This window comes from Salmonella sp. A29-2 (assembly GCF_020150755.1).
Lineage (GTDB): Bacteria > Pseudomonadota > Gammaproteobacteria > Enterobacterales > Enterobacteriaceae > Salmonella > Salmonella enterica.
Map to the genome: position 1 here is coordinate 2838299 of NZ_CP083731.1, position 21656 is coordinate 2859954.

At 50.7% G+C, this 21656-nt stretch carries 22 protein-coding genes and 1 pseudogene; 11 read left to right on the forward strand and 12 right to left on the reverse strand.

Annotated features, from left to right (window positions below; genetic code table 11):
• Window positions 1-341 precede the first annotated feature (341 nt).
• From K8W53_RS13960 to hpaG, 9 genes are all read right to left on the reverse strand, one after another.
• Entirely contained in the window at window positions 342-1280 is a 939-nt protein-coding gene (locus K8W53_RS13960; RefSeq protein WP_023224372.1) for an MBL fold metallo-hydrolase, read from the reverse strand.
• 13 nt (window positions 1281-1293) lie between these two features.
• Window positions 1294-2190 (reverse strand): 4-hydroxyphenylacetate catabolism regulatory protein HpaA, encoded by an 897-nt coding sequence (gene hpaA, locus K8W53_RS13965; RefSeq protein WP_000336602.1) that lies wholly within the window; start codon window positions 2188-2190, stop codon window positions 1294-1296.
• 9 nt (window positions 2191-2199) lie between these two features.
• The gene (gene hpaX / locus K8W53_RS13970; RefSeq protein ID WP_023224371.1) at window positions 2200-3576 is read right to left on the reverse strand and encodes a 4-hydroxyphenylacetate permease; all 1377 of its coding nucleotides are present in this window, start codon (window positions 3574-3576) and stop codon (window positions 2200-2202) included.
• 72 nt (window positions 3577-3648) lie between these two features.
• Window positions 3649-4440, reverse strand: a complete 792-nt coding sequence (gene hpaI, locus K8W53_RS13975) for a 4-hydroxy-2-oxoheptanedioate aldolase (protein ID WP_052939330.1) — start codon at window positions 4438-4440, stop codon at window positions 3649-3651.
• A 10-nt stretch (window positions 4441-4450) separates the two neighbouring features.
• Complete coding sequence (gene hpaH / locus K8W53_RS13980; RefSeq protein ID WP_000884795.1) at window positions 4451-5254, reverse strand: 2-oxo-hept-4-ene-1,7-dioate hydratase; 804 nt, start codon at window positions 5252-5254, stop codon at window positions 4451-4453.
• A 143-nt stretch (window positions 5255-5397) separates the two neighbouring features.
• Complete coding sequence (locus K8W53_RS13985) at window positions 5398-5778, reverse strand: 5-carboxymethyl-2-hydroxymuconate Delta-isomerase (RefSeq protein ID WP_001119849.1); 381 nt, start codon at window positions 5776-5778, stop codon at window positions 5398-5400.
• A gap of 9 nt (window positions 5779-5787) precedes the next feature.
• Window positions 5788-6639 (reverse strand): 3,4-dihydroxyphenylacetate 2,3-dioxygenase, encoded by an 852-nt coding sequence (gene hpaD / locus K8W53_RS13990; protein WP_000516978.1) that lies wholly within the window; start codon window positions 6637-6639, stop codon window positions 5788-5790.
• 1 nt (window position 6640) lies between these two features.
• Complete coding sequence (gene hpaE, locus K8W53_RS13995) at window positions 6641-8107, reverse strand: 5-carboxymethyl-2-hydroxymuconate semialdehyde dehydrogenase (protein ID WP_000723524.1); 1467 nt, start codon at window positions 8105-8107, stop codon at window positions 6641-6643.
• Window positions 8104-9393 carry a 4-hydroxyphenylacetate degradation bifunctional isomerase/decarboxylase gene (gene hpaG, locus K8W53_RS14000; RefSeq protein ID WP_023205594.1) on the reverse strand — a complete coding sequence of 430 codons (1290 nt, stop codon included), beginning with the start codon at window positions 9391-9393 and terminating at the stop codon, window positions 8104-8106. Before hpaG ends, hpaE begins: the two co-directional genes overlap by 4 nt.
• Window positions 9394-9667: 274 nt before the next feature.
• Here hpaG and hpaR point away from each other — a divergent pair, with 274 nt between their 5' ends.
• From hpaR to K8W53_RS14015, 3 genes are all read left to right on the forward strand, one after another.
• On the forward strand, window positions 9668-10108 hold the full coding sequence (gene hpaR / locus K8W53_RS14005) for a homoprotocatechuate degradation operon regulator HpaR (protein ID WP_000543922.1): 441 nt from the start codon (window positions 9668-9670) through the stop codon (window positions 10106-10108).
• Window positions 10109-10325: 217 nt separating this feature from the next.
• Entirely contained in the window at window positions 10326-11888 is a 1563-nt protein-coding gene (gene hpaB, locus K8W53_RS14010) for a 4-hydroxyphenylacetate 3-monooxygenase, oxygenase component (protein ID WP_000801496.1), read from the forward strand.
• A 17-nt stretch (window positions 11889-11905) separates the two neighbouring features.
• Entirely contained in the window at window positions 11906-12418 is a 513-nt protein-coding gene (locus K8W53_RS14015; protein WP_001195556.1) for a 4-hydroxyphenylacetate 3-monooxygenase reductase subunit, read from the forward strand.
• 331 nt (window positions 12419-12749) lie between these two features.
• Here K8W53_RS14015 and hiuH read toward each other — a convergent pair whose 3' ends face one another.
• Window positions 12750-13160: a hydroxyisourate hydrolase gene (gene hiuH, locus K8W53_RS14020; protein ID WP_000833182.1), complete on the reverse strand. Its 411-nt coding sequence runs from the start codon at window positions 13158-13160 to the stop codon at window positions 12750-12752.
• Window positions 13161-13295: 135 nt separating this feature from the next.
• Between hiuH and hprR the strand changes: the two genes are divergently transcribed.
• The 4 genes from hprR (at window position 13296) to K8W53_RS14040 (ending at window position 17194) form a co-directional block, all read left to right on the forward strand.
• Complete coding sequence (hprR, locus tag K8W53_RS14025) at window positions 13296-13976, forward strand: response regulator transcription factor HprR (protein WP_000698207.1); 681 nt, start codon at window positions 13296-13298, stop codon at window positions 13974-13976.
• A complete protein-coding gene (locus K8W53_RS14030) occupies window positions 13969-15333 on the forward strand; it encodes a heavy metal sensor histidine kinase (protein WP_052939329.1) in 1365 nt (454 codons plus the stop codon). The genes hprR and K8W53_RS14030 overlap by 8 nt, the downstream gene beginning before the upstream one ends.
• Window positions 15334-15505: 172 nt before the next feature.
• Window positions 15506-16975 (forward strand): C69 family dipeptidase, encoded by a 1470-nt coding sequence (locus K8W53_RS14035; RefSeq protein WP_052939328.1) that lies wholly within the window; start codon window positions 15506-15508, stop codon window positions 16973-16975.
• Window positions 16976-17083: 108 nt separating this feature from the next.
• The gene (locus K8W53_RS14040) at window positions 17084-17194 is read left to right on the forward strand and encodes a hypothetical protein (protein ID WP_000174814.1); all 111 of its coding nucleotides are present in this window, start codon (window positions 17084-17086) and stop codon (window positions 17192-17194) included.
• Here the strand turns inward: K8W53_RS14040 and K8W53_RS14045 are convergent, their stop codons facing one another.
• Complete coding sequence (locus K8W53_RS14045) at window positions 17195-17365, reverse strand: YlcI/YnfO family protein (protein ID WP_001111006.1); 171 nt, start codon at window positions 17363-17365, stop codon at window positions 17195-17197. It lies immediately after the preceding gene.
• Between the two features lie 331 nt (window positions 17366-17696).
• Here K8W53_RS14045 and sopB point away from each other — a divergent pair, with 331 nt between their 5' ends.
• A complete protein-coding gene (sopB, locus tag K8W53_RS14050) occupies window positions 17697-19382 on the forward strand; it encodes an SPI-1 type III secretion system effector inositol phosphate phosphatase SopB (protein ID WP_052939327.1) in 1686 nt (561 codons plus the stop codon).
• Between the two features lie 16 nt (window positions 19383-19398).
• Window positions 19399-19740: a type III secretion system chaperone SigE gene (sigE, locus tag K8W53_RS14055; protein ID WP_000444723.1), complete on the forward strand. Its 342-nt coding sequence runs from the start codon at window positions 19399-19401 to the stop codon at window positions 19738-19740.
• A 9-nt stretch (window positions 19741-19749) separates the two neighbouring features.
• Here the strand turns inward: sigE and K8W53_RS14060 are convergent.
• A pseudogene (locus K8W53_RS14060) lies at window positions 19750-20069 on the reverse strand (hypothetical protein).
• A 101-nt stretch (window positions 20070-20170) separates the two neighbouring features.
• Here K8W53_RS14060 and K8W53_RS23995 point away from each other — a divergent pair.
• Both K8W53_RS23995 and pipB read left to right on the forward strand, forming a co-directional pair.
• Window positions 20171-20329 carry a hypothetical protein gene (locus K8W53_RS23995; RefSeq protein WP_353961194.1) on the forward strand — a complete coding sequence of 53 codons (159 nt, stop codon included), beginning with the start codon at window positions 20171-20173 and terminating at the stop codon, window positions 20327-20329.
• A 389-nt stretch (window positions 20330-20718) separates the two neighbouring features.
• Window positions 20719-21594: an SPI-2 type III secretion system effector PipB gene (gene pipB, locus K8W53_RS14070; protein ID WP_023224822.1), complete on the forward strand. Its 876-nt coding sequence runs from the start codon at window positions 20719-20721 to the stop codon at window positions 21592-21594.
• Window positions 21595-21656 lie beyond the last annotated feature (62 nt).

Consider the following 21656-nt stretch of genomic DNA (forward strand, 5'->3'; position numbering starts at 1 on the left):
GTTAAATATGTTTGATATAAAAATTGTACAGTTCGGATATTTTTTGATTCGTTTAATCTAACCTTCACTTTGGCAACGAGGAGCCGGTACAGAGGATATTACTGATGGCCGGCAGACAAAGAAACGCATTGCTTTTAACACTGTATAAATTCCATCCGTGACATTCTTATTTAGTAATATTTCACCAGAGCAATTATCTTACCTTTATTGTGCATAAAAATCAGCAAGTAGTGTTTAGAAAAAATAATGTTTTAGACAAAAGCTCTGCGCGTCATGCTGATCGCCAAAAGCATAACGGGCTGACATCATGCCAGCCCGTGGGTTTACCCCTGCCCTGATACTTACGGTACGCTTATCGTCATATTGTCATGACCGACAATGACAGGGCCCGGGTAATTTTTCATGGCTTCCTGTTGCCAGACGTCATCCGCAACCGTCGCAGGCACCAGATGACTTAACACCAGTTTTTTCACGTGGGCCTCGCGAGCAATCTTACCGACATCTTCAATCGTGGTGTGATGCGACGCAATCGCTTCAGCCAGCGTTTTTCCGTTGCCAATACTATTAGCCAGTTTTGCTACCGAAGGGACATGTACCGCCTCATGTACCAGGATATCCGCCCCTTGGGCAAACGTTGCAAGCGGCGGAAACCAGGACGTATCGCCAGAGAAGACGATTCGCTTACTCTGGGTATCAAAACGGTAAGCAAACGCTTCACCGTCCGGGAAAGGGGAATGAGGCACTTTTAGCGCGCTTATTGTGACCAGTTCATCTTTATAGATGACGCCCTGGCCAATATCGGTCGCCTTAACCAGGTTGCGCGGATCGGGTTTCCCCTCTTCCTCCATGCGTAGCGTGATATCCCTGTCAAAGACCTTCCAGCTAGCCTTCGTCATCGCCTGGGTTCCCGGCGGGCCATAAACCTGTATGGTATGGTCTTTCAGACCACTTGCCCAGGCATTCATCAGCAAGGAAGGATAATCCAGTATGTGGTCGCTGTGCAGATGGGTGAGCAAAATAGTATTGATGTTGCGCAGTGGAATGCCGTTTTTCACCAGTTGCAGACTGGCGCCGTAGCCGGCATCTATCAGCCATATTTTATCGCCGATAGTGAGCGCCGTCGCTTGCGGTAGTCTGGCTGTATTGAGCAAAGAAGGCCCGCCTTTGGTGCCCAGTAAAACAATGTTGATCTCTTGAGGCGCAGGAGCACCGGCAGCAATGGCAAGGTGGCTTTGCGCCAGCATACAAACCGCCAGCATAGCGACGCTTTTTTTCATCATGTTTTTACTCTTCTTAGTTGAGAAAAGAGGGAACTTCACGTTGGCGAAACTGCGAAGGAGAACAGCCAGCAAGGCGATTAAAGAAACGGGCGAAATAAGCCGGATCTTTAAAACCTAATTGCCAGGCGATCTCGTTGACAGCATTGTCGGAAAAAAGCAGCAGTCGTTTCGCCTCGCGTAATTGCCGATCAAAAATCAGGCGTTTAGGCGGGCGATTAGCAAAACGTCGGCAAATATCGGTCAAACGAGATTCGGTAATATGCAGCTCGCAGGCATAATCGGGCACCGTCCAGTGCTGATGGAAGTGGTTGTCAATTAACAGGGTAAAGCGCTGAAAGAGTTTCAGTTCACCGCGCATCCCGGTTGCGGCGTGATCGTCCAGCTTCGCATTACGCAACAGCAAGGTAAATACCGCCTGCGCCAGTAGCACCAGGGTATGTTCGCAGCCAGCCAGTTGTTCCGTGGACTCCCGCTCAATTAGCTGCCAGTAATGTTTGAGCGCCGCCAGCTCGTTGGGTTTATCCGCCAGCGACAGACAGATTCCCGGCAGGCCGAAGGCCTCTCTGGTGCCGGGATAAAGCACCTCCAGCAGCGGCCAAACCAGCTCTTCGCGTACCGTCAGAACATGACCATCGCTATCCGATTCGGTAATAAAAGCATGCGGCACCGAGGGCGGCGTAAGCACAAATAGCGGCGCCTGCACCGAATAGCGATGATCGTCGAGCTGTAGCTCAATCTGCCCGGTATCAAGAAAGTGCATTTGAAAAAACTGGTCGTGGCGATGCGCCTGCATATCACGACCAAAGAAATCCGCCATACGAGCAAACGACTGATAATGCACATCGTTACTGCCCATGCTTTCGTCATACTCTTTGCTGATATCAATATTGGCGATCGCACGTTGGCACATAGTTTCTCCTCAAGGGGTGGCGCGCGGACGCGATGCTTTCATGGGAATGAACCAGATAATGGCGGCGCCGACGACTAACAGAGAAGCGACAAACCAGAGTCCGCTATTGAAGCTACCGGTGATATCTTTTAGCCAGCCAATCATAAACGGGCTAAGCGCGGAGCCAATATTGCCGGTGGCATTGATGACCGCAATGCCTATCGCCCTGGCGCGTAAACTGATCGACTGATCCGGCGTGGTCCAGAAGATCGCCATCGCGCTAAAGGAACCCGTGGATGCCATCACGATCCCCACGAGCTGGATCAGGTTATGGTCGGTCGCCGACGCCAGCAGCCAGCCCGCGGCGGCAAACAGGAACGGCAACGCCGTGTGATGTTTACGCTCCTGATGTTTGTCCGAATGGCGGCTCCAGTAAATCATGCCCAGAATAGTACAAATCTGCGGGATCGCCGCCAGCAGGCCGATGGTGATATTGCTGCTGCCTTCATTAAAACTTTTCAGGATTTGCGGCGTCCAGATACTAATGGCGCTAAGCGTATTGGTAAGGCAAAAATAGGCCAGCGTATACATCAGTACAATTGGCGTGAATACTTCGCGCCACAGACTACGCTGCTGCATGGCGTTATGGCTGATGGCCCCCTCCGGCTGAACCAGCGTCAGGCGGTCATTATCCATCATCTCCTGCAAACATTTTTTATCCTCTGCCGTCAGCCATTTGGCTTTTGCCGGGGTATCATCCAGGTAAAACCACACCATAATGCCTAACAAAACTGACGGAAATCCCTCCAGCAGGAATAACCACTGCCATCCATGCAGATTGAATATGCCGTCCAGCGATAAAATATAGCCGGAGACAATCGACCCCAACGCGGTAGTGGCCGGCATGGCAATCATAAATAATGCGTTGGCGCGGGCGCGGAAAAATGCCGGGAACCAGTAGGTTAAATAGAGCAATATTCCTGGCAAAAAGCCCGCTTCGGTAATGCCCACCAGCATTCGCAGCACATACAGGCTTTTCGGTCCCACCGCGAACATCGTAGCGGTAGATGCAATGCCCCATAGCACCATAATGGTCGCAATCCAGCGGCGGGCGCCGACGATGCTCAACATCACGTTGCTGGGAATGCCGAAAATGACGTAGGTGGCGTAAAACAGCGTCGTGGCAAGGCCAAACATGGTGGCGCTTAACCCCAGATCCTGCCCCATCGTCAACCCGGCAAAACCGATGTTGATACGGTCTAAGAACGAGAAGATAAACAACACGAATAAAAATACGATCAGTCGGCGGAACAGTTTATTTATGACGGTTTGTTGACCCGTGCTGAGCGCGTTGTGCGAACGGACAGACTCGGGGCTTTCCGGAAGTGCAGATGATGTGTCGCTCATTTTTTTTCCTCTGATGGGAATTTTTGTAGGGTACTACGGTTGCCCGGTAGCGCTACGCTTACCGGGCCAGGCTTAATAGACGCCGGACGCACCGGACAGTTTTTTTTCTGCGCCAAAGCGCGCCGCCAGCGCCTCCGCGCCGCGCGCCAGCAGCGTGGTGTCAACGCCGACGGCGACAAATAGCGCCCCCAGTTCCAGATAACGTTTCGCCAGTGCTTCATTGGCCATCAGAATCCCCGGCGCTTTCCCCACCGCGCGTATCTGCACGATGGCGTTCTCAATCGCCGCCTGCACTTCCGGGTGCTGCGGATTGCCGGCAAAGCCCATATCGGCGCTGAGGTCCGCCGGGCCGATAAACACGCCGTCAATGCCATCCACGTCGAGAATTGACGCCAGATTGCTCATCGCCTCACGCGTTTCAATCTGCACCAGTACGCACATGGCGTCGTTGGCCTGGTGGAGATAGTCCGGAATGCGGTTCCAGCGCGATGCCCGCGCCAGCGCGCTGCCCACGCCGCGAATACCGGCAGGCGGATAACGCGTAGCCGCCACGGCGTTTCGCGCTTCATCGGCATTCTGCACCATCGGTATCAGCAGCGTTTGCGCGCCGACGTCGAGCAGTTGCTTAATCTGTACCGGATCGTTCCATGACGGACGCACCACCGGCTGGCTGGGATAAGGCGCAATCGCCTGCAACTGGGTCAACACCGTCTGCACGTTGTTTGGCGCGTGTTCACCGTCAATCAGTAGCCAGTCGAAGCCGGCGCCCGCTAACAGTTCAGCGCTGTAACTGTTGGCAAGCCCCAGCCACAAACCGATTTGCGGACGCCCCGCTTTTAACGCGTCTTTGAAAGCATTTTTCATCGTTTTTTCCTTACACAAACCGGCAACTGATCGCGCCCATGTTGCCGTAATCGACATGGAAGGTGTCGCCCTTGCGCGCCGGCACCGGGCGGGTGAACGAGCCGCCGAGGATGATCTGCCCGGCTTCAAGCTGGACATCGTAGGGGGCAAGCTTGTTCGCCAGCCACGCCACGCCGTTGGCCGGATGATTCAGCACGCCTGCGGCGACGCCGGTTTCTTCGATCACGCCGTTGCGATAGAGCAGCGCGGAGATCCAGCGCAGATCCAGCTCGTCTGGTTTGATGGGGCGACCACCGAGGATCACCCCGGCGTTGGCGGCGTTGTCGGAAATGGTGTCGAACACTTTGCGCGGACGCTGGGTTTCCGGGTCGATGTTGTGGCTGCGGGCGTCAATCAGTTCCAGCGCCGGAATCACATAATCCGTGGCGTTGTAGACGTCGAACAGCGTGCAGTGAGGGCCGCGCAGCGGTTTCGCCAGCACAAACGCCAGCTCCACTTCAATACGCGGGACGATAAAACGGTCGGTGGGGATATCGCCGCCGTCATGGAAGAACATATCGTCAAGCAGCGCGCCGTAATCCGGTTCGCTGATTTGCGAGCTGGCCTGCATCGCTTTTGAGGTCAGGCCGATTTTGTGGCCTTTGAGCGTGCGCCCTTCGGCAATCTTGATATTGACCCATTCGCGCTGTACGGCATAGGCATCTTCAATAGTGATGTTGGGATAATCCAGCGACACTGCGCGAATCTGTTCACGCTGTTTTTCAGCCTGATTAAGTCGCTGAGCGATCAGGGTATGGGTCTGTTTATCGAGCATAGTTGCTTCCTGTTACCTCATTCGGTGCTGCTGCGCCGGGTGGCGACGCGGTGCGTCTTACCCGACCTACGGTTCGGTATTGCTTCGTGCATCGTTTTTTTTGTAGGCCCGGTAAGCGCAGCGCCACCGGGCGAAAGAGTGTGCTATTTAAATAACGCGTGTACGTTGTTTTGTTTGTAATTGAGCGTCGGATGTAACTCGGCAATCTCAAACGACAGCGCCAGATAGCGGTTCTCCATCAGGTCGGCGAAGTGGGCTTTAATCAGCCCAAACAGCATTTCGCCGACTTCCTGACGGCTCTCCAGGCTGCGCCCGGCGCCGATTTTCAGCGTCATATGCACAAACGCGTAATCATGCTTACCGTCAGCCATCTGCCAGGTATCCAGCCAGTGGGCGCGACTGCGGATACCGCCGATGGGGAAAATCCCGCTGGCGGCCAGCGCCTCGTTTACCTTGCTGAACAGGCCGGGTAAATCAGCCTGCTCGCGAATATTTTCAGTACATTCAGCAATAAAGTGCGGCATAAACACCCCTTACGCAGGCAGCGGGAAAACAGCGTTTACCTGGCCGGTACCGGAGCTGGCGAACAGGTCGGTGATGAACTCCACCTTGCCGTCGTATTTGTCCCAACCCAGCATTCCCAGCAGCATGACCGTGTCGTGCATGTTGCCTTCGCCGTAGCAGTAGTCGGCGTACTCCGGCAACATGGTGCAAAACTCCTTGAATTTGCCCTCGCGCCACAGCTTGACCACGCGCTCGTCCATCTGATGATCAAACTCGCGGGTATAGCTGTTCATCCCCTCTTCCGCCCGTTGGTCGTCAATAAAACGGTGCGACAGAGAACCACTGGCGAATACCGCTACGGTACCGTCATATTTCTCAATCGCCTTGAGAATGGCTTCGCCCAGTCTGCGGCTGTCGGCAAAATCATGCACAGTGCAGAACGCCGAGATGGAGACCACTTTGAAGTGCTTGTCGCTGTTCATGTAGCGCATCGGCACCAGCGTGCCATACTCCAGCTTCAGGCTTGGGATGTTATGCGCTTTAGCGCGCACGCCCAGTTTGACTGCCTCGTCGGCGATCAGGTGGCCGAGCTCCGGATTGCCGTCATAGTCATAGGTCATGTCGCGAATAAAGTGCGGCAATTCGTTGCTGGTATAGACGCCCTGGAAATGGTCGGCACAATTAATGTGGTAAGCGCTATTCACCAGCCAGTGGGTGTCGAATACGATAATGGTGTCAACGCCCATTTCGCGGCAACGCTTGCCAATTTCAATATGCCCATCAATGGCTGCCTGACGACAACCGTGATTTTTTCCCGGCAGTTCAGAAAGATACATCGACGGCACGTGGGTAATTTTTGCTGCTAACGCTAACTTGCCCATATCAAACTCCCCATTTTGGGATAGGATGGTCGCCCATTGAGATGCAGACGTTTTTCATTTCCGCAAACACTTCGAAGCTATATTCGCCGCCTTCGCGCCCGGTACCGGAGGCTTTCACGCCGCCGAACGGCTGGCGCAGGTCGCGGACGTTCTGGGTGTTAACGAAGACCATGCCGGCTTCAATCCCACGCGCCAGGCGCAACACTTTGCTCACGTCCTGGGTCCAGATATAAGAGGCCAGACCGTATTCGACGTCGTTCGCCAAACGTAACCCTTCCGCTTCGTCTTTGAATGGCAGCAGACAGGCGACTGGCCCAAAGATCTCTTCCTGCGCGACGCGCATACGGTTGTCGACATCGGCCAGCACGGTTGGGCGCAGGAAGTTACCGCCTTTCAGATGCGCAGGCAGGTCAGTGGGTTTTTCCGCACCGCCCGCCAGCAGCGTTGCGCCCTCTTCAATGCCGAGGCGAATATAGCCAGAGACTTTTTCCCAGTGCTGTTGGCTAATCAGCGCGCCGACCTGGGTGTTCGGGTCGGTCGGATCGCCGACACGCAGGCGATTCGCGCGTTCGGCAAAGCGCTTCACGAACTCAGGGTAAATGCTCTGCTGGATAAAGATGCGCGACCCGGCGGTGCAGCGTTCGCCGTTGATCGAGAAGATGGTGAACAGCGCGGCGTCCAGCGCGCGCTCAATGTCGGCATCTTCAAAAATCAGCACCGGCGATTTACCGCCCAACTCCATCGAGTATTTTTTCAGGCCGGCATTTTTCATGATATTGCGACCGGTGGCGGTACCGCCGGTAAACGACACCGCACGCACGTCATGGTGGCGTACCAGCGCATCGCCCGCCGTCGCGCCGTAGCCCTGCACCACGTTCAGCACCCCTGCCGGAATTCCCGCCTCCAGCGCCAGCTCGCCCAGCCTGTCGGCAGTCAGCGGCGACAGCTCGGACATTTTGAGCACCGCGGTGTTACCCAGCGCCAGGCACGGCGCGACTTTCCAGGTCGCGGTCATAAACGGCACGTTCCACGGCGACACCAGCGCGCAGACGCCGACGGGCTGCACCAGCGTATAATTGAGCATTTTATCGTCAACCGGATAGGTCTTGCCGTTCATCTGCTGGCACACTTCGGCGAAGAATTCGAAGTTATGCGAGGCGCGCGGGATCAGCACGTTTTTAGTCTGGTGAATAGGCAGACCGGTGTCGGCGGTTTCCATCGCCGCGATTTCCGGCACATGCTGGTCAATCAGGTCACCCAGACGACGCATCAGACGCGCGCGCTCTTTCATCGGCAGATTGGCCCATTTCGGGAACGCCTCTTTGGCCGCCGCGACAGCCTGGTTCACTTCTGCTTCACCGCCGGAGGCCACTTCCGCCAGCACGTCACCGGTCGCCGGGTTAGTGGTCTGGAAGTAGTCGTTACCTGCAACGTTTTTGCCGTTAATCCAATGATTTATTTTCTTCATTTTGCGCTCTCCTCACTGACGATTCGGTTAACCAGGCGACCCACGCCTTCTACTTCCACGACAACTTCATCCCCCGGCACCACATCGGACAACCCTTTCGGCGTACCGGTGGCAATCATGTCGCCCGGTTGCAACGTCATAAATTCGCTCAGATAAGAAATCAGGAATGGGATGCTGAAGATCAGATCGGCGGTCGTCCCTTCCTGGCGCAGCTCACCGTTAACAAAGGTGCGTAACGTCAGGTTATGCGGATCAGAAACCGCCTCTTTATCCACAATCCACGGGCCTATCGGCGTCAGGCCGTCGCGGCTTTTTACCCGCAGATTCGGACGGTAGTAGTTTTCCAGATAGTCGCGGATCGCGTAGTCGTTACAGACGGTGTAACCGGCCACATACTCCATGGCTTCGGCTTCGCTCACCTTACGCGCCGTTTTGCCAATCACCACGACCAGTTCGGCTTCATAGTGCATATATTCGACGTTGTTCGGGCGCACCGACGTTTGGTTATGTTCGGTAAAGGTGTTTGGCGCTTTGATAAATACCAGCGGCTCTTTCGGCGGCGTAAATGCCAGCTCGCTGGCGTGATCGGCGTAGTTCAACCCCAACGCAAATAACGTTCCCGTCGCTGACAGCGGCCACGTAAACGTCTGGTGGCGGGCGAATTCATCTTCTGCGACAACCGGATTTTCCAGAGCGGGTAAACCTTTCGCCAGAATACGCACCCGATCGCCGGGACGCAGCGCAACGCGATTCTGCGGCGTACCGAGTAAGATCGCATCGCCAGGGTTAAGCGTAGCGAACTCACTTAACGCGCTAAGCAGTTGTGCGGCGCTACGCTGTAAATCAGCAGTATTCCAGTGGTCCGCTTCTCGTCCGTTGATTTCAGTGATAATGGTGAGGTTATCCACATCACTCAGCGGCGCCATTTCACCCAGCGGGCAAAAGCCATCGCGACATTTCGCTTTAATCGCCGGGCGATAAAAGCTCTCTTCCGGCAGGCTGACCTCGTTAGCCAGCGCATACCCGGCGATATAGTCCGCCGCCACTTCAGGGCGTATCCGGCTGGCGGTTTTCCCCACAATGAGCGCCACTGTCGCGCCGCTCAGTACCTTTTCTCCCTGCGGATAAGGAATGGGTTCGCCGTGACGAATCACCGTATTACGCGGCTTGATGAACCACACTGCGGTTTTAGGCGGCGCATTATAGGGAGGCTGAGAGAAAGCCTCTCGCCAGGCATCAAGCTGGCTGCGATGGTTTAACGCAACGGCGAAAACAGTACCCTTCATACATAAACTCCTCAGGCCGATTTAACGGGCTGTGATTTCATTAATATATTAATGATTAGATTTATGCTTTCGCTGTACATTTAGCAAGCTGAAGTAAAGTATTTGTGATGTGATTAACAATATTTTCACAAATTTATTATTAAATATATACATATCAAAGAGTTAAATAAAACCCCTTGTTTCTGTTAAACTTTGGGCATAAAACAGATTTCATAGCTCACATCGGTAAACACGATTATTCAGGTATTAATAATTCTGCAAAAGAGAAACGCTTATGCATGATTCATTAACCATCGCCTTGCTTCAGGCGCGCGAAGCGGCAATGACCTATTTCCGCCCCATCGTTAAAAGCCACAATCTGACCGACCAGCAATGGCGCATTGTGCGAATCCTGGCCGATAGCCCCTCTATGGATTTTCACGAGCTGGCCTTTCGTACCTGTATTTTGCGTCCAAGTCTGACCGGAATATTGACGCGCATGGAGCGAGACGGACTGGTGTTGCGACTCAAGCCGGTTAACGATCAGCGTAAGTTATATGTCATGTTGACGGAGCAGGGACAAACGCTGTACGCCCGTGCCCGGAGCCAGGTAGAAGAGGCTTATCGAAAAATTGAGGCCGATTTCACGCCCGAAAAAACACAGCAATTGATGCTGCTGCTGGACGATCTTATTGCTCTGGGGCGCCAGCATCCTGATAGCGAAGCGGAAGCATAGTATTCTTACCTTCCCACGCCGCCGACAAGGGAATCCCCTCCCGCTTACAACGTTGACGGCGATCGCATTTTACTCTTCTTCTTCGACGTTCATCTGAAAAGTACCCGCCGTTGTCCTGAAAGTCTCTTCACAGTTTACGCTTCTGCCTATTCAATTAAACAACAAATAAGAAACATATTATTAACAAAACATTCCGATTAACGAGGAAGAGGCCGCAATGAAACCTGAAGATTTTCGTACTGATAACAAGCGTCCGTTAACGGGCGAAGAGTATTTAAAAAGCCTGCAGGACGGGCGGGAAATTTATATTTACGGCGAACGCGTTAAAGATGTTACGACACATCCGGCATTCCGCAATGCCGCAGCCTCTGTCGCACAACTGTATGACGCATTACATAAACCGTCGATGCAAGATACCCTGTGCTGGAATACTGATACCGGCAGCGGCGGTTATACGCATAAATTTTTCCGCGTGGCGAAAAGCGCTGACGATCTGCGCCAACAGCGTGATGCTATCGCCGAGTGGTCACGCCTGAGTTACGGCTGGATGGGACGCACACCGGATTACAAAGCCGCCTTTGGCTGCGCTCTGGGCGCTAACCCAGCCTTCTACGGCCAGTTTGAGCAGAACGCCCGCAACTGGTACACCCGCATTCAGGAGACCGGCCTGTACTTTAACCATGCTATCGTCAACCCGCCCATTGACCGCCACAAACCTGCCGACGAAGTGAAAGACGTCTATATCAAGCTGGAGAAAGAGACGGACGCCGGGATTATTGTCAGCGGGGCGAAAGTCGTCGCCACTAACTCCGCCCTGACTCACTACAACATGATTGGTTTCGGCTCAGCCCAGGTGATGGGCGAAAACCCGGATTTCGCTCTGATGTTTGTCGCGCCAATGGATGCCGAAGGCGTAAAACTTATTTCGCGCGCCTCGTATGAAATGGTCGCGGGCGCGACGGGCTCGCCGTTTGATTATCCACTCTCCAGCCGCTTTGATGAAAACGATGCCATTCTGGTGATGGACAAGGTGTTGATCCCGTGGGAAAACGTGTTGATTTACCGTGATTTCGATCGTTGCCGTCGCTGGACGATGGAAGGCGGCTTTGCCCGTATGTATCCACTGCAAGCCTGTGTTCGTCTGGCGGTTAAACTTGATTTCATTACCGCGCTGCTGAAAAAATCGCTCGAATGTACGGGTACCGTAGAGTTCCGGGGCGTGCAGGCCGATCTCGGCGAAGTCGTGGCCTGGCGCAATATGTTCTGGGCATTGAGCGATTCTATGTGTTCTGAAGCAACCCCGTGGGTAAACGGCGCCTGGCTACCGGACCACGCCGCGCTGCAAACCTATCGTGTGATGGCCCCAATGGCCTACGCGAAAATTAAAAATATTATTGAACGTAACGTTACCAGCGGCCTGATTTACCTGCCTTCCAGCGCCCGCGATCTGAATAATCCGCAAATCGACCAGTACCTGGCGAAATACGTACGCGGCTCTAACGGAATGGACCATGTTGAACGTATCAAAATTCTTAAATTGATGTGGGATGCCATCGGCAGCGAGTTTGGCGGTCGCCATGAGCTGTACGAGATTAACTACTCGGGCAGCCAGGATGAAATTCGTCTGCAGTGCCTGCGTCAGGCCCAGAGCTCCGGCAATATGGATAAGATGATGGCAATGGTCGATCGCTGCCTCTCCGAATACGATCAGAATGGCTGGACGGTTTCGCATTTGCACAATAACGACGACATCAATCAACTGGATAAGCTGCTGAAATAACGCGGCAGGAGGTTCTCATGCAAGTAGATGAACAACGTCTGCGTTTTCGCGATGCGATGGCAAGTCTGGCGGCAGCGGTCAACATCGTAACCACGGCGGGTCACGCCGGACGCTGCGGTATCACCGCAACAGCGGTCTGTTCCGTCACCGATACGCCGCCCTCCGTAATGGTATGTATTAATGCCAATAGCGCCATGAACCCCGTTTTTCAGGGCAACGGCAGGCTGTGCATTAATGTACTTAACCATGAGCAGGAGCTGATGGCGCGCCACTTTGCCGGTATGACGGGGATGGCGATGGAGGAGCGTTTTCACCAGCCATGTTGGCAAAACGGGCCGCTGGGCCAGCCGGTACTTAACGGCGCGCTGGCCGGTCTTGAAGGCGAGATCAGCGAGGTACAAACCATTGGCACGCATCTGGTGTATCTGGTGGCGATCAAAAATATTATTCTTAGTCAGGATGGGCATGGCCTGATTTATTTCAAACGCCGTTTTCATCCGGTCAGACTTGAGATGGAAGCGCCTGTTTAACCGCCACTCATGCCCACAAGCGGGATAACCACCGCTTGTGGGAGAAGAGTCGATACGCTGAAGATTTTTATTCCCGCCGCGATGTTTGCTCGCCATAAATGGCGGCGATTAATACAATCTAAGAGCCTATCCCACCAGGCGTTATTGGCGCAGCCAGTTTGGACACGGACAGCGCGCAAAAACCTCACGTACACGTAGTACGTGAGGTTTGACTCGCTACGCTCGCCCTTCGGGCCGCCGCAAGCGGCGTTCAAAACGCTAACGCGTTTTGACGAGCACTGCCCAGGACCAAAATAGCAAGTAAAATAGCCCTAATGGGATGGGCTCTAAATTAGCTCCCGCGATAGGTTGAATAACCATACTGACTTAATAACAGCGGCACATGATAGTGCTCATTCGTTTTGCTGATATGAAACTCGACGGGAATCTCCGGGAAAAACGTGTCCAGTTTTTTACTTTCAAAATACTGGCCGGTTTTAAAAATAACGCGATAATCCCCCGGCGCGGCAGCTTTTTCGGGCCACAGTGCTTTAATACGTCCGTCCTGGTCGGTATGCCCGGTGTTTAATTGCGTCCATCCGTTATCCTTTTTCTGCTCCAGTACCACCTCCACGCCGGGTGCCGGTTTGCCTGTTTGCTGATCGAGAATATGTACGCTGAGAATATTGTTGCCAGCGGCCAGCGCCATTGCCGGGGCTGCAACAAGAGATGCTATCGCGGTAGCCAGTATATATCGTTTCATGCTTCACTCCTTTACGGTATTGATGCAGGAAAATATATCTGGCGCGTCCAGGATTAACCTTACACGGACATGACAATTATGTCATCTTGTTGGAGATTTACGGATTCGCTAACAAGCCTATGGCATACTGCGTCGATGAAGATTTTATTGATTGAAGATAACCAGAAAACCATTGAGTGGGTACGTCAGGGACTCACGGAGGCAGGCTATGTGGTTGATTATGCCTGTGATGGACGAGACGGATTACACCTGGCCCTTCAGGAACATTATTCATTGATTATTCTTGATATTATGCTGCCGGGGCTTGATGGATGGCAGGTTTTACGCGCGTTACGCACTGCGCATCAATCCCCTGTTATTTGCCTGACGGCGCGCGACTCGGTTGAGGATCGCGTCAAAGGTCTTGAGGCGGGCGCTAATGATTACCTTGTTAAGCCTTTTTCCTTCGCCGAACTGCTGGCCCGGGTGAGAGCTCAACTCAGACAGCACGTCCCGGTCTTTACCCGACTGACGATCAATGGTCTGGACATGGATGCCACAAAGCAATCGGTGTCACGAAATGGCAAACCGATTTCCCTGACCCGCAAAGAATTCCTGCTCCTCTGGTTACTGGCCTCCCGGGCAGGAGAAATCGTGCCCCGAACCGCGATCGCCAGCGAAGTTTGGGGAATTAACTTTGATAGTGAAACCAACACCGTTGATGTCGCGATTCGTCGGCTGCGCGCCAAAGTAGACGATCCATTTGAAAAGAAGCTCATCATGACCGTCCGGGGGATGGGTTATCGATTACAGGCGGAAACGTCGCAGAATGGTTAAGTTATCAATGACGCTGCGCCTGACAATTTCTTTTATCGCCATACTTATCCTCGCCTGTACCGGCATTAGCTGGACGCTCTATAACGCGCTGAGCAAAGAATTAACGTATCGGGATGATATGACGCTAATAAATCGGGCGGCGCAAATGCAGCAACTGTTACTGGATGGCGCCAGACCGGAAAATCTGCCGCTCTATTTCAATCGAATGGTGGATACGAAGCAGGATATCTTATTGATCCATTCAGCAACAGGCCACAAGGTTGCGATTAATCATAGCGGCATCCCCGACCAACGCTTTAACGAGATTCCGCTGGCTAAAAACATCACCCGCGAAACCTTATTTCGCCAGGCGGTACAAGGCACGGAACTGACCGCGGTACGAGTAAACGCCAGAAGCGGCGATGACCCGCTGACCCTTACTATTGCCAGGCTGGCGACGGAAAGACGGCAAATGCTGGCGCAATATCGCCGCAACAGTTTGCTGATTAGCCTTATCGCGATCCTCGTCTGTTCGGCGCTCAGTCCATTAGTCATCAGAAACGGGCTGCGGGCCATTACGTCGCTCAGCCGACTCACCGCGGCGACAGATAGCGGCACACTTCGCCAGCCGTTGGCGGAACAGGCGTTACCCGTTGAGCTCAGGCCGCTTGGACAAGCGCTAAATACCATGCGCCAGAAGCTTTCCGACGATTTTGAACGCCTGAACCAATTTGCCGACGATCTGGCGCATGAGCTGCGCACGCCGGTTAATATTTTACTGGGGAAGAATCAGGTGATGCTGAGTCAGGAACGCAGCGCCGAAGAGTATCAACAAGCCCTTGTCGATAATATTGAAGAGCTGGAGGGACTGTCGCGACTGACAGAAAATATTCTCTTTCTGGCACGCGCGGAGCACCAGAATATAGCGGTAAAAAAACAGCCTGTTTCGCTCAATGCGTTGATTGAAAATATGCTGGATTATCTTAGCCCCCTTGCCGAGGAGAAGCGCATCTGTTTTATAAATCAATGTCAGGGAACGGTATGGGCTGACGAAATATTATTACAAAGAGTGCTCTCAAACCTGCTGACGAATGCCATCCGTTATTCTGATGAAAACGCCGTGATACGTATTGAAAGCGCTTATGATGATAACGTTGCAGAAATTCGGGTCGCTAATCCGGGCAGCCACCCCGCCGATGCGGATAAGCTTTTCCGGCGTTTTTGGCGAGGAGATAATGCCCGCCACACTGCCGGTTTCGGTCTGGGGCTATCGTTGGTTAATGCGATTGCTCTATTACACGGTGGTTCGGCATCTTACCGCTATGCCGATGAACATAATATCTTTTCGGTTCGTCTGCCTGATAGCGGTGATAGCTAAGGTCAGTACAGGTTCTGTTCCCCTTCCCTGCCACAGGGCTGTGGTTATCAATACAACCTCAATAAAGAGAAAATAAAGGATGCCGGCAAAGAATATTGCTGGCTCGATCACTTTCTCGGTTTCCAATCCAGGGTCAATTCATCCCATAACGCGTTATTCAGTGGGAACCTTTATGAAAAAGTATCTTGCATTCGCCGTTACGCTGCTGGGTATGGGTAAAGTCATCGCCTGTACTACCCTTTTGGTAGGCAATCAGGCTTCGGCTGATGGCTCCTTCATTATCGCGCGCAACGAGGATGGCTCGGCAAATAACGCCAAGCATAAGGTTATTCATCCCGTCGCGTTTCATCAACAAGGCGAGTATAAAGCACATCGGAACAATTTTAGCTGGCCGCTTCCGGAGACAGCGATGCGCTATACGGCGATTCATGACTTTGATACTAACGATAACGCCATGGGTGAAGCCGGTTTCAATTCGGCGGGCGTCGGAATGAGCGCAACGGAAACCATTTATAACGGCAGAGCGGCGCTGGCTGCCGATCCTTACGTGACAAAAACGGGAATCACGGAAGACGCCATTGAGTCCGTGATCCTGCCAGTGGCGCAATCGGCGCGTCAGGGCGCCAAATTACTGGGAGACATTATTGAACAAAAAGGCGCTGGCGAAGGTTTCGGCGTCGCGTTTATTGATAGCAAAGAGATATGGTATCTGGAGACGGGAAGCGGTCATCAATGGCTGGCAGTACGACTTCCGGCAGATAGCTATTTCGTTTCCGCCAATCAGGGACGTTTACGCCATTACGATCCGAATGATAACGCGAATTATATGGCGTCACCAACGTTAGTAAGCTTTGCGAAAAAGCAGGGATTATATGATCCGGCTCGCGGCGAATTCGACTTTCATCAAGCCTATTCGCAGGATAACAAAAACGATATCACCTATAATTATCCGCGCGTCTGGACGCTACAACATCAGTTTAATCCGCATCTGGATACGGTCGTTAGCGAAGGGGAAACATTTCCTGTTTTTTTAACGCCAATAACAAAAATTAGCGTGGCGGCAGTAAAAAACGCGTTACGCAATCACTATCAGGGAACGTCGCACGACCCTTATGCCAGTCATAATCCACAAGAACCATGGCGACCTATATCCGTTTTTCGTACCCAGGAGTCGCATATTTTACAGGTCAGACCGAAATTACCGCAGGCTATCGGTAACGTAGAATACATCGCCTATGGAATGCCATCTCTTAGCGTCTATCTCCCCTATTATCAGGGAATGCGTCATTATCAACCCGGAGATGATAAAGGAACCGATCGGGCGAGCAACGACTCTACCTACTGGACATTCCGCACGCTGCAAACGCTGGTTATGCAGGACTACAATGCGTTTGCGCCAGATGTGCAACACGCCTGGAAAACATTTGAACAGCAAACAGCTAAGCAGCAGTATAAGATGGAACAGAGCTATCTGAGATTATATGCATCGCATCCGAAAGAAGCGCAACGCTTACTGCAAAATTTTGAAGATAAAACGATGCAAAATGCGCAGACGCTCGCCCGTCGCCTGACCAATAATATTATTACGACAATGACTTACCGCACAGATATGAAATATCACTTTTCAAGTACGCAACCATAAATTCAATGACAATCTATTAGCCACTCATACACAATAAGATAAAGCGGCACCAAAATTAGCCATATATAAAAGACAATAATTATTATGGATTCATAGAGAGGATAGTTTATGACACTCCAGGCAAATATCAGCAGAGAGACAAAAGCGGCAAAAACCCAGGAGGTATATAAGCACGTTGTTCTTTTCAAAATGGCCGCCTCCTCTCACATAAAACGATAACTACAGCTTATGTCCCGTGTTACATAACTTTTCCCGACAGGCCTCTTTTACCCATGCTGAAAAATTCCGCGTCTTTTCAGATTTCAACGCGAATTCTATCTGTTCAAGCATGGAATAGGAAAAACGAATATTCTTCGTCACGGTCTTACTTGTCCGGGGCTTTGCTGGCATACACACACCTGTATAACATTTGATGTAACGCCGTTACTTTACGCAGGAGTAAATCGGTGAATTTGATCTGAGTCAAGAAGGTGGGTTTTCAATAAAAGTTGTGCCCTAAATTGTGAAGTTTGTAGATTTTATGAACATTTGATGTACCGATCTCCCCCATGATCGCCACTACGTATGGACGTCAGGATGCCTCCCCGCCTGATCAGAAGCGTTTCCTCATTAAAAAGGACATTTTTTTAAAGTTCCTGGCGCATAAAAGTCACATCCTTTTAAAGGGTTGTTAACCCTGTTGAATGTTCCCACTCCCCTATTCAGGAATATTAAAAACGCTATGCAAATACAGAGCTTCTATCACTCAGCTTCACTAAAAACCCAGGAGGCTTTTAAAAGCCTACAAAAAACCTTATACAATGGAATGCAGATTCTATCAGGCCAGGGCAAAGCGCCGGCTAAAGCACCCGACGCTCGCCCGGAAATTATTGTCCTGCGAGAACCTGGCGCGACATGGGGGAATTATCTACAGCATCAGAAGACGTCTAACCACTCGCTGCATAACCTCTATAACTTACAGCGCGATCTTCTCAACGTCGCGGCAACCGTTCTGGGTAAACAAGACCCGGTTCTAACGTCAATGGCAAACCAAATGGAGTTAGCCAAAGTTAAAGCGGACCGGCCAGCAACAAAACAAGAAGAAGCCGCGGCAAAAGCATTGAAGAAAAATCTTATCGAACTTATTGCAGCACGCACTCAGCAGCAGGATGGCTTACCTGCAAAAGAAGCTCATCGCTTTGCGGCAGTAGCGTTTAGAGACGCTCAGGTCAAGCAGCTTAATAACCAGCCCTGGCAAACCATAAAAAATACACTCACGCATAACGGGCATCACTATACCAACACGCAGCTCCCTGCCGCAGAGATGAAAATCGGCGCAAAAGATATCTTTCCCAGTGCTTATCAGGGAAAGGGCGTATGCAGTTGGGATACCAAAAATATTCATCACGCCAATAATTTGTGGATGTCCACGGTGAGTGTGCATGAGGACGGTAAAGATAAAACGCTTTTTTGCGGGATACGTCATGGCGTGCTTTCCCCCTATCATGAAAAAGATCCGCTTCTGCGTCAGGTCGGCGCTGAAAACAAAGCCAAAGAAGTATTAACTGCGGCACTTTATAGTAAACCTGAGTTGCTTAACAGAGCCTTAGCGGGCGAAGCGGTAAGCCTTAAACTGGTATCCGTCGGGTTACTCACCGCGTCGAATATTTTCGGCAAAGAGGGAACGATGGTCGAGGATCAAATGCGCGCATGGCAATCGTTGACCCAGCCGGGAAAAATGATTCATTTAAAAATCCGCAATAAAGATGGCGATCTACAGACGGTAAAAATAAAACCGGACGTCGCCGCATTTAATATGGGGGTTAATGAGCTGGCGCTCAAGCTCGGCTTTGGCCTTAAGGCATCGGATAGATATAATGCCGAAGCGCTACATCAGTTATTAGGCAATGATTTACGCCCTGAAGCCAGACCAGGTGGCTGGGTTGGCGAATGGCTGGCGCAATACCCGGATAATTATGAGGTCGTCAATACATTAGCGCACCAGATTAAGGATATCTGGAAAAATAACCAACATCATAAAGATGGCGGCGAACCCTATAAACTCGCACAACGCCTTGCCATGTTAGCCCATGAAATTGACGCGGTGCCCGCCTGGAATTGTAAAAGCGGCAAAGATCGTACAGGGATGATGGATTCAGAAATCAAGCGAGAGATCATTTCTTTCCATCAGACCCATATGTTAAATGCGCCTGGCAGTCTTCCGGATAGCGGTGGACAGAAAATTTTCCAAAAAGTATTACTGAATAGCGGTAACCTGGAGATTCAGAAACAAAATACGGGCGGGGCGGGGAACAAAGTACTGAAAAATTTATCGCCAGAAGTGCTCAATCTTTCCTATCAAAAACGAATTGGGGATGAAAATATTTGGCAGTCAGTAAAAGGCATTTCTTCATTAATCACATCTTGAGTCTTGAGGTAACTATATGGAAAGTCTATTAAATCGTTTATATGCCGCGTTAGGCCTGGATGCGCCAGAAGATGAGCCACTGCTCATCATTGATGATGGAATACAGGTTTATTTTAATGAATCCGATCATACACTGGAAATGTGCTGTCCCTTTATGCCATTGCCTGACGACACTCTGACTTTGCAGCATTTTTTACGTCTTAACTACGCCAGCGCCGTCACTATCGGCGCTGACGCAGACAATACTGCTTTAGTGGCGCTTTATCGCTTGCCGCAAACCAGTACCGAAGAAGAGGCGCTCACTGGTTTTGAATTATTCATTTCTAACGTGAAGCAATTAAAAGAGCGTTATGCATAATTTAATACATCAACATGCTTTCTTAATGAGATAAAGCGCGATACGTATGCCCTTTACAAGAGACAAGACCAGAATCTTTGGTGGAAATGTAAGGGGCAAACGTTCCTCTCTCTCATTTCGCTCTGTTTGCGGGAGCATTTTTAGTGTGTAAGTATTCCTGATCATCAGGTTTTACGCCATCTACGCGCATTTATTCTGCTATAAGTTGAAATACTGCAAAAAATATTAGTGCTTATTATTTTTTCTTTAAGTAAATTTTCGCTCAACAAACTTAATTGTTTATTCAATGATGATGAAGCGTGAGTTATGCTGGAAATGAAGGAAGCCAATAGCAAGGATAATCTGATTATTCACGGGTGATATTATGAGACATCGTATATTTTTACCATTGCTTCTGGTGTTGTCGGCTACAGCCTTTTCGGCATCGGCGATGGCTGCCAGTGATTCCCCCCCACCACCAGATAATACAAAACACGCCTCCCGTGGCTGGCCACCAGACCCTGAAGCATTGATTCGCCCAGGCTGGTGTGACAACTGGCCATCAGATATAGAGAAACCAGATTTTTGGTGTCAAGTATGTGGTTGTTAATTTTTTACAGAAAACTATAACAACCATATCAGAACTGAGAGTATATCTGGTTATTATGTTTCATCAATTCCTGATGAACTGAATATGACTTCAGGCTGGCGTGTTTTATTAACGTCAGCCTGATTTTTTACAACATCATATGACTGACTTCCAGGCGCAGCCAGCGCGTTCTATATCTAAGCTGGTGATTGTAACGACCCCGACAGTACTTCTGCTTCACCGTTATGGCAGATATCATCGCCTCTTGTCAGATGCCAGACACCTACTCATACTCAACCAAAGCTCTAAATACAAAAATCACCTTATATCTTTTTTTATTATTCCTTGTATAAATGTGACTTGACTCACACCTATAAGGAATCGACTCACTTCCATAAGAAGGAATCAAAATGCCAATAACTAACGCGTCCCCAGAAAATATATTAAGGTATTTGCATGCGGCCGGTACCGGTACGAAAGAAGCAATGAAAAGTGCAACTTCACCACGCGGTGTACTGGAGTGGCTTGTCAATTTTTTTACCTGTGGTGGAGTAAGAAGAAGCAATGAAAGATGCTTTCGGGAGGTAATTGGAAAACTGACCACATCATTATTATATGTAAATAAAGATGCTTTCTTCGATGGTAATAAAATATTTCTGGAGGATGTCAACGGGTGTACTATATGTCTGTCATGTGGAGCAGCATCCGAAAATACGGATCCCATGGTCATTATTGAAGTGAACAAAAATGGAAAAACTGTAACGGATAACGTTGATAGTGAGAGATTTTGGAATGTATGTCGAATGTTAAAACTGATGAGTAAACATAATATACAACAGCCTGATTCACTTATAACCGAGGATGGTTTTCTGAACCTGCGCGGAGTAAACCTGGCTCATAAAGATTTCCAGGGGGAAGATTTGTCAGAAATAGATGCTTCTGATGCAGATTTCCGTGAAACAAATCTTTCTAATGTAAATTTAGTCGGTGCAAATTTGTGTTGTGCAAATCTACACGCTGTAAATCTAATGGGTTCAAACATGACTAAAGCAAACCTGACTCACGCAGACCTGACTTGCGCTAACATGTCCGGTGTAAACTTAACCGCTGCAATTCTATTCTGCTCAGACTTAACTGACACCAAACTAAATGGTGCGAAATTAGATAAGATAGCTCTAACTTTAGCGAAATCATTAACAGGAGCCGATCTGACAGGTAGTCAACATACCCATACTCCACTCCCGGATTACAATGATAAAACTCTTTTCCCCCATCCGATATTTTAGTCGAGATAAAGGGATTTTATAAACAAGAAGTATTCAAGCAGAAGCCCGCCTTGTTTTATTAA